6 protein-coding genes are annotated in these 7,123 nt (G+C 67.3%); 2 read left to right on the top strand and 4 right to left on the bottom strand.

Annotated elements, in window-relative coordinates; translation table 11 throughout:
- Positions 1-97 precede the first annotated feature (97 nt).
- The gene (arsC, locus tag EO141_RS07540) at positions 98-520 is read right to left on the bottom strand and encodes an arsenate reductase (glutaredoxin) (RefSeq protein ID WP_104649443.1); all 423 of its coding nucleotides are present in this window, start codon (positions 518-520) and stop codon (positions 98-100) included.
- Positions 521-1,171: 651 nt separating this feature from the next.
- Between arsC and EO141_RS07535 the strand changes: the two genes are divergently transcribed.
- Together EO141_RS07535 and EO141_RS07530 are read left to right on the top strand one after the other, a co-directional pair.
- On the top strand, positions 1,172-1,585 hold the full coding sequence (locus EO141_RS07535) for a hypothetical protein (RefSeq protein ID WP_164739107.1): 414 nt from the start codon (positions 1,172-1,174) through the stop codon (positions 1,583-1,585).
- On the top strand, positions 1,578-3,236 hold the full coding sequence (locus EO141_RS07530; protein ID WP_127168858.1) for a PA domain-containing protein: 1,659 nt from the start codon (positions 1,578-1,580) through the stop codon (positions 3,234-3,236). Before EO141_RS07535 ends, EO141_RS07530 begins: the two co-directional genes overlap by 8 nt.
- 238 nt (positions 3,237-3,474) lie before the next feature.
- Here the strand turns inward: EO141_RS07530 and pncB are convergent, their stop codons facing one another.
- From pncB to EO141_RS07515, 3 genes are all read right to left on the bottom strand, one after another.
- Entirely contained in the window at positions 3,475-4,671 is a 1,197-nt protein-coding gene (gene pncB, locus EO141_RS07525) for a nicotinate phosphoribosyltransferase (RefSeq protein WP_115677932.1), read from the bottom strand.
- A 162-nt stretch (positions 4,672-4,833) separates the two neighbouring features.
- Positions 4,834-5,802 (bottom strand): glycosidase-like protein, encoded by a 969-nt coding sequence (locus tag EO141_RS07520; protein WP_119131826.1) that lies wholly within the window; start codon positions 5,800-5,802, stop codon positions 4,834-4,836.
- The gene (locus EO141_RS07515) at positions 5,784-7,079 is read right to left on the bottom strand and encodes a hypothetical protein (protein ID WP_164739106.1); all 1,296 of its coding nucleotides are present in this window, start codon (positions 7,077-7,079) and stop codon (positions 5,784-5,786) included. Before EO141_RS07515 ends, EO141_RS07520 begins: the two co-directional genes overlap by 19 nt.
- Positions 7,080-7,123: the final 44 nt, after the last annotated feature.

Genomic DNA, 7,123 nt, shown 5'->3' with positions numbered 1-7,123 from the left:
GGATTGGGGATTGGGGATTGGGGATTGGGAGTCGGGAATGGGAATTAGGGTGACTGCGCTTGATGTGGGATGACTGCGTGTTCCGGGTATCTGTCTATCAGCCCGTTACGCGTTGCCCGGCATCATCCAGCACGCGTTCGCCGTCTTCCTTGACGAAGCCGTGCGTCGCCGGCGGCAGCAGGTCCAGCACCCGTTCGGAAGGGCGGCACAAGCGCGTCCCCAGCGCGGTTTGCACGAAGGGTCGGTTGATCAGGATCGGATGCGTGAGCATGGCGCTCAGCAGCGCTGCGTCGTCCAGCGCGGGATCGTCGAGCCCGAGTTCCAGATACGGGGTGCCTTTCTGACGCATGGCCTCGCGGACCGGGATGCCGGCGGCAGCGATCAGGGATTGCAGTGTTTCGCGTGTGGGCGGGTGTTGCAGGTAGTCGACGATCTGCGGCTCGATGCCGGTATGACGGATCAGGGCAAGGGTGTTGCGGGAGGTTCCGCAGTCGGGGTTGTGATAGATGACGGCGTGCATGGAAGCCTGGTGCGCGGGGTTGCCGACACTATAAATCGCTGCGATGGAATGGCATGCGCAACCAGCGCAGCGTACGCGCAGCGCGCCGATGCCGATGCCGATGCCGATGCAGGGCATCAGCATCTCGCCAGCAGGCGCCAGTGCAGGGCTTGCGCACGTTGGTGCATCCGCGCTGCCTGCACAGGCCCTGCCGCCGGCCTGGGCGGACTACTGCCCTGCTCCCTTCGGCAGAGGGGTTGGGGTGAGGGTACGGGCCGAAATGCAGATAGACCCAACGCTGTACTCAAGCTCCGCCGGGCTTCGCGCCTGCCCTCATCCGCCCCTTTGGGGCACCTTCTCCCAAGGAGGAGAAGGGAGACGTGATCCGGCTACTGGCGGCCAAGGACGGCCTCTGGCCCCCCGGTTTGCGTCAAAACCCTGACCAGCCCGCTCGCCAATCGCCGTTGCACTTCTCGGAAATTTCCCTCGACGCAAGTGCGCAGGTGACTGTTTCAGGCGCTCGTTTCGCATTCAGCACCCTACATGTCAAAAGATTGACACACATCACAGATTCATGATTCAGTCATGAACAGACTGAAACGGAAGGATTCCCCCGACGCTGGTGTCTGCACGGCGTCCCTTTTCCCTGCTGGACCCAAGGAAACCCCAACGATGATGAGCTTTCGTAAGCCCGGATGGATGCTGTCCGGTGTGTTGTGCGTCGTTTGTCTGCCGGCCATGGCCGTCGCGCAGGAGGCCGCAACCAGCAGTTCCAAGGTCGGCATCGACCCCGCCACCGGCAAGCTGCGCCCGCTGACCGACGCCGAGAGCGCGGCGCTGGACCAGCAGGCCGCCTCGGACGCCCGCAGCAGCGCTGCCCGCACTGCGGTGCCGCAGACCGAATCTGCCGCACGCGCGACCGAGCGACGCCTGCCCAACGGCACCGTGGCGCGCAAGTTGCCGGCCACGCAGATGAGCTCACTGATGGCGACGCGCCAGGCCGATGGCCGCATCGTCATCGAGCACGGCGACGACGCCGCCACCCAACCCGCCCACGCCGAGCACGGAGCGCTGCCGCATGAATAAGCCCTTGTTGCTGTTGTCCCTGGCCGTGGCTGCCGCCATCGCGCCGCTGCACGCCAGCGCCGCCAACGTCACGCTGATCAATGGCGACGCCGGCACCAGCGTCGGCTTGAACGACCCCACCAGCGCTGCGCCCCTGGGCGGCAATCCGGGGCGCTCGGTCGGCGAGCAGCGTCGCATCGCCTACCAATACGCGATGGACCTGTGGGGCGCGGTGCTGCAGAGCAATGTCGAGATCAAGGTGTATGCCTCGTTCGCACGGCTGACCTGCACCGCCACCGGCGGCACGCTGGGCCAGGCCGGCCCGAACTGGATCGTCAACGACTTCCCCGGTTCCAAGCCCAATACGCTGTATCCGTCCGCGCTGGGCGATGCGATCGCCGGGCAGGACCTGGTCCCCGATCCCAGCGATCCGGCCGACGTGTTTTCGCAATTCAACGGCGACCTGGGCAAGGACGACTGCCTGGCCGGCTCGGGCTGGTACCTGGGCCTGGACGGCAAGACGCCCGAAGGCCAGATCAACTTCCTCAACGTGGTGATGCATGAGATTGGCCACGGCCTGGGTGCGGCCGGCTTCCTCAACAAGACCACCGGCGTGCTCGGCTCGGGCAGCGGCCTGACCGACGTCTACACCGCGCAGGCCTTCGACAATGTGCAGAACAAGCGCTTCGACGATCCGGCCATGACCAACGCGCTGCGTGCCGAAGCGATGCGCACGCCCGGCCGTACGGTCTGGGCCGGCACGCGCGTCAACCGCGAGGCGGCGCTGATCCTGGATCCGCGCACCCTGTTGCAGGTGAGCGCACCGGCCAGCGCGGCCGGCAAGTTCGAGGTGGGCTTTGCCAGCTTCGGGCCGCTGGCCACGGCGGCCAATTTCCCGGCACGCGCAGTGGTGACGGTCAATGACGGGGTGGCTGCCGCGTCAGCCAGCGATGGCTGCGAAACGCCGTTCGTCAATGCGGCCGAGGTGGCCGGCAAGGTGGCGCTGATCGACCGCGGCACCTGCGCGTTCGCGATCAAGGTCAAGAACGCACAGCTCAACGGTGCGGTGGGCGTGATCGTGGCCAATAACGCGTCCGGCGTGCAGACGATGGGCAATGCTGCACCGCCGATCACCGACATCACCATCCCGGCCATCATGGTCTCGCAGGCCGATGGCGCGCGGCTGAAGGGCAGCGCCGGAGTGGTGGCGGCGTTGTACGAAGACCCCGAGCTGCTGCAGGGCACCGACAGCGCAGGCCGCACGCGGCTGTACGCACCCAGCGTGGTGGCCGGTGGTTCGACGTTCTCGCACTTCGATACCGACCTGCAGCCCAACGCGTTGATGGAACCGTTCGATACGCCGGAAGTGCAGGCGCATCTGAACATCGACCTGACCCCGGCGCTGTTTGCCGATATCGGCTGGACGCTCAATCGCGGGCTGGCCAAGCTGGGCAACTGCAATACGCTGGTGCCGACGCTGGAGACCGGCGGGCTGATTCCCGGCGCGAACATCTCGGCCGAAAACAGCCTGTGCAAGGCGCAGAACGCCGGCAACCGCCTGGGTTACCTGACCTGCATGGACGAGCACGCGCGCGAGTTGCAGAACCAGGGGGCGATCAGCCGCATTCAACAGGCGGCGGTATTTGTCTGTGCCACCAAGGTGCGCCCGTAATCCGCAAGATTCACTGCGTGTAATGCGAACGGCGCCGTCAGGCGCCGTTCGTTTATCTGCAATCACCCTATTCAACGCAAGCAGATCGGCTGCCTGCCAGCGCAGGCGTCGCGATTTCGCTTCAGCGTCTGCCATTCCCGCACGGAGCTCGCTCCCAGCTGCGATTGAGCGATGCGCCGCAAGGTTGCTGCTGCCTGCTATGAGCGGCAACGGTTCTCGATGCGCCGCTGCACGTCAGTCACTGCCGCGCGTGGTCACCGGCGTCCGGTACCGGCGGCAGGCCGAACACATCGCGCAGATAGCGCAGGTAACCGGCGTCCTCGCACATGCTCTTGCCCGGCGAGTCGCTGAGCTTGGCCACCGGCTGCCCGTTGCAGCGGACCATCTTGATCACGATCTGCAGCGGCGTCGGCCCCAGGTCGTTGGTCAGGCTGGTGCCTACGCCGAACGCCAGCCGGCAGCGCGTGTGGAAGTGCGCGTACAGCCGCATCACCTTGTCGATGTTGAGGCCATCGCTGAACACCAGCACCTTGGTCGCGGGGTCGATGCGGTGTGCCTGCAGGTGGGCGATGACACGCTCGCCCCATTCGAACGGGTCGCCCGAATCATGGCGCATGCCGTCGAACAGCTTGCAGAAATACAGGTCGAAGTCGCGCAGGAACGCGTCCAGCCCCACCACATCGGACAGGGCGATGCCCAGGTCGCCGCGGTACTCGCGCGCCCACGATTCCAGCGCGGCCACCTGCGAGTCGCGCAACCGCGGCCCCAGTGCCTGGAACGCCTGCAGATATTCGTGCGCCATCGTGCCCAGCGGGGTCAGGCCGTAATGCTTGGCGAAATACACATTGCTGGTGCCGACGAACTGCGCGCCCAGGCCATCGCGCAGCAACGGCAGCAACTCGCCGTGCCAATGCCGCGAATAGCGCCGCCGGGTGCCGTAATCGGCAATCTTGCAGCCGGCCGGCATGCTGCGCAGGCTGCTCACCTTCTCGCGCAGGCGGCTGCGGCCTTCCTCGAAATCCGGCTCGGAGGTGTTGCGGAACCACACTTCGTTGATGATCGCCAGCAACGGCACTTCGAACAGGATGGTGTGCAGCCACGGGCCGCGGAGGGTCAGCTCGATCTCGCCCGGATGGGTGGTCGATGCCGACAGCTGCAGGTATTTGCGGTCCAGATGGAACAGCGCCAGGAAGTCGGCGAAATCCGGCTTGATGAAGCGCAGGCCGCGCAGATAGGCCACCTCGTCCTCGTGCAGCCGCAGCCGGCACAGCGCGTCGATCTCACCCGAGATCTCGTCGATGAACTGCGCCAGATCCACGCCGGGCGTGCGGCATTTGAAGCGGTACTCGACCTGCGCGGCCGGATGCTGATGCAGCACCGCCTGCATCATGGTGAATTTGTACAGGTCGGTGTCGAGCAGCGAATGGATGATCATGCCGCCGGATTATGCCCGCAGCGGCGGGCGTGCCGCGTGCAAGCCGGTCGATGCGCGGGGGCGGCGGCACGCAAGCTGGCGGCAGTGCGCCGGGCCATTACCTTGGCGATACCTCGGCAATGGCGCTGGGCAATGGCGCTGGACGATGCCCAGCGCCATCGCTCAGCGCGCCAGCACCTGCTGCGCCGGTTTGCCCTGCACGGTGAAGTCGCTGTCGCCCGGCCCGCCGGCCTTGGGATCGGTGTACCAGCACCACAGCGCGATGCCTTCCACCCCGTGCGCCTGCAACACCTTGCGCCACTGCTGCAACACCTGCAGTTGCAGGCGGGTATCGACGGCGGCAGCGCGTTGTTCCGGGCTTTCCCAGGGTGCGGCCAGGCTGCCGCGTGCAGACCTCAGGCCCAGCTCCGCCACCCACACCGGCTTGCCCACACGCTGGCCCAGTTGCTGCAGGCGCTGCGCGGCGGCGTTCATCTCGGCCGTGCGGGCGGCGGCCGCTTCGGACAGGCGCGGATACAGGCTGGTGCCCACCGCATCGAACAACGACCAGTAGCGGAAGCTTTCGGCGTGCTCCATGCCGTCGGCCACGTACAGCAGCTTGCCGCGGTAGACCTTGCGCACCTCCGCCACCAGGCCGGGCCACTGCGGCGCGTCCTGCAGCTTGCGCAGTTCGGTGCCGATCACCAGTGCTTCGGCGTGCTCGTCTTCGGCCAGCCTGGCCAATGGCAACACCGCGTTCTGATACGCGGCAAACCAGGCTGCCTGATCGGTGGGCGCGGTATCGCCGGCCCAATGCCCGGGAATCCACACATGCACCTTGAGCGTGGCCTGCAGACCGGCGTGGTGGCTCTGCCGCAACGCGGCGCGCATGTCCTCCACGCTGCTGTCGCTACCCAATACCGGGTCGTTCGACTGCGGGCTGGCCTGCCACACAAACGCCACCAGCAGCGCCTTGCTGGCGCCGGTCTTGGCCAGCGCATCCAGCGACTGCCCCGCCGCCTCGCTTTGCCACGGCGCATTGGCCGAGACCTTGACGTTGGCGCCCATCCACGTCGATGCATCCGCATTGCAGCCGTTGGCCAGCATGCACGCCCCGACCAGCAACGCGGTGCTCAGAACGCGTTTGAACATGTGGCAGATGCCTCGGTGGTGGACGCTGCGGTGCTCCGCGCACAGTCCATTGCACCAATGGCCGCGGTGTTCTTGCCCGGCTGCACCATCGCCGCAGTGGCAGCCGCAGCGGGCGCACTGGCGCCGGCAGCACCCTGCGTGGCCACGGCATCGCCCACGGCGGTCGCCGCGGTGGGCGGCAACTGCGCCGCGTCCGCTGCCGGCGTCGCCGGGTCACTGGTCGGCAACGACACCGGCGCGGTCATCACCACCGCCTCGCCCTGCAGCAGGGATTGCGCATCGGCAGGCGCCGCACGCATCCAGCTGCCCCAGCCCTGCGGCTGTACCCAGGCCGCCCCGATCAGGCCCAGCAACAGCAGGCCGGCGGCCTGGGTGCGCTGATCGGCATGCAGTGCGCGCAGCAGCAACGCGGCCGGCACCCACAGCAGCAGCAAGGCGTCAAACCCGGCCCAGCCGAAGGCGAACGCCAACGCCGCCGCACAGAGGACGGTGCCGGCACTGGCCACCACGCCGCGCGTGAGCGCGCTGCTGCGGCTGCGGGACAGCAAGGCCAGGACCGGGAAGCAGACTACCGCCGCCACGCCCCAGCGTACCGCCGGCAACCAGCCTTGCGCATGCTCGGCCAACGGCAGCGGGAGCGGATGCGCGCCCTGCCCGATGCTGGACAGCGTCGGCCATGGTGCGTTGAACACGGTCAGGTTGACGTAGGCCCACATGCCGACCAGAAACGCGAACGGCAGGTAGCACACCAGGTAGAACGAGCCCGGCGCCTTGCGCAGCATCTGCGGCGGCATCACCAGCAGCAGCCACGGTGCCACCATCGTCGACAGTGCCAGGGTCTGCAGATCCAGGCACAGCAGGATGCACAACCAGCCGGCGATACGCAGATAGGTGAAGGCCTCCACCGGTGTCTGCAGGCGGCGCAAGGTGCGGCACAGGCCGTAGAACGCCAGAAGGCCCAGCGCCTGGCTTCCGCCTGCGGCGATCGGCAGCAGGAACAGCGGATTGCAGCCCACCAGCACCGTCAGCCCACTGGCCCAGCCACGTCCGAACACGCCGGCCAGATCGCGCCACAGCAGCGACAGGAATAGCGCGTTGGCGGCGACCGCCAGGAACGGCCAGACCTGGAACGGCAGATTCCAGCTGTCCAGCCCCAGATTAATCGCCCAGGCCAGCACGCCGGTTGCCGGCAAGCCGGCTGCTGGTGCGATGGCCGGTGCGGCGGAGCCGGCCGACTGCAGCAGCAACGGCTGGCTCAGCAGCGACAGCGCCACCACGGCGACCAGAAACGCCGGGAGCCCGCTGTGCCGGCGCGGAACTG

Origin of the sequence: Xanthomonas sp. BRIP62415 (assembly GCF_003993515.1) — a bacterium.
GTDB classification, from domain to species: domain Bacteria; phylum Pseudomonadota; class Gammaproteobacteria; order Xanthomonadales; family Xanthomonadaceae; genus Xanthomonas; species Xanthomonas euroxanthea.
Note: the sequence above shows the minus strand (reverse complement) of the source record. Positions and strands in the feature narration are given on the sequence as shown.

Excerpts from the sequence above, each read along its gene's own strand:
- EO141_RS07520 (WP_119131826.1), bottom strand. The coding sequence starts at position 5,802 with ATGTTCAAACGCGTTCTGAGCACCGCGTTGCTGGTCGGGGCGTGCATG.
- EO141_RS07530 (WP_127168858.1), top strand. The coding sequence starts at position 1,578 with ATGAATAAGCCCTTGTTGCTGTTGTCCCTGGCCGTGGCTGCCGCCATC.
- pncB (WP_115677932.1), bottom strand. The coding sequence starts at position 4,671 with ATGATCATCCATTCGCTGCTCGACACCGACCTGTACAAATTCACCATG.
- EO141_RS07535 (WP_164739107.1), top strand. The coding sequence starts at position 1,172 with ATGATGAGCTTTCGTAAGCCCGGATGGATGCTGTCCGGTGTGTTGTGC.
- arsC (WP_104649443.1), bottom strand. The coding sequence starts at position 520 with ATGCACGCCGTCATCTATCACAACCCCGACTGCGGAACCTCCCGCAAC.